At 59.0% G+C, this 525-nt stretch carries 1 protein-coding gene; it reads left to right on the top strand.

Annotated elements, in window-relative coordinates:
• Positions 1–138: 138 nt before the first annotated feature.
• The coding region (locus tag BA79_RS19980) for a rolling circle replication-associated protein (RefSeq protein WP_035704567.1) at positions 139–525 on the top strand (387 nt) is incomplete at its 3' end.

Genomic DNA, 525 nt, shown 5'->3' with positions numbered 1-525 from the left:
CCCCCGCCTTGATTAGTAGTTACATATCTTCCCGCTACCTGATAAATTCCCCATATCGCGGACATAAAAAAGCCCGGCAGTGCTACCAACACCCCGGGCCCGGTTCGCATCCTGATAACCACTAAGCAGAGCAGAAACATGCGAACACTCAAATTGTACCGCCATGGGGTCACCATGGGCACCCCCCCCAAGAAAAACGATCACCTGAGAGCCAAACGGGGCACCGTTGAAGGCTGGTCAGAATCCGCCACCCGGCGCATGGTTCATTTCCTCCGATCAGTCGACGAACGCACCCTAGACACCACCGCTTCCGGGGAGCCTCTCCGGGGCTATGCCATCACGCTCACTGTCCGGGACTGCCCACCCACTGCCGACGACTGGAAACGGCTCAGAAACGCCTATTTCAAGCGTCTAACCCGTCTGGGGGTCTACCGGGTGCACTGGGTCACCGAATGGCAGCGAAGGGGCGTCCCACACCTTCACGGGGCTTTATGGCTCCCAATCTCCGTCCCCCGTGGGGAGTTG

The organism is Bacillus altitudinis 41KF2b (assembly GCF_000691145.1).
GTDB classification, from domain to species: Bacteria; Bacillota; Bacilli; order Bacillales; family Bacillaceae; genus Bacillus; species Bacillus altitudinis.
Note: the sequence above shows the minus strand (reverse complement) of the source record. Positions and strands in the feature narration are given on the sequence as shown.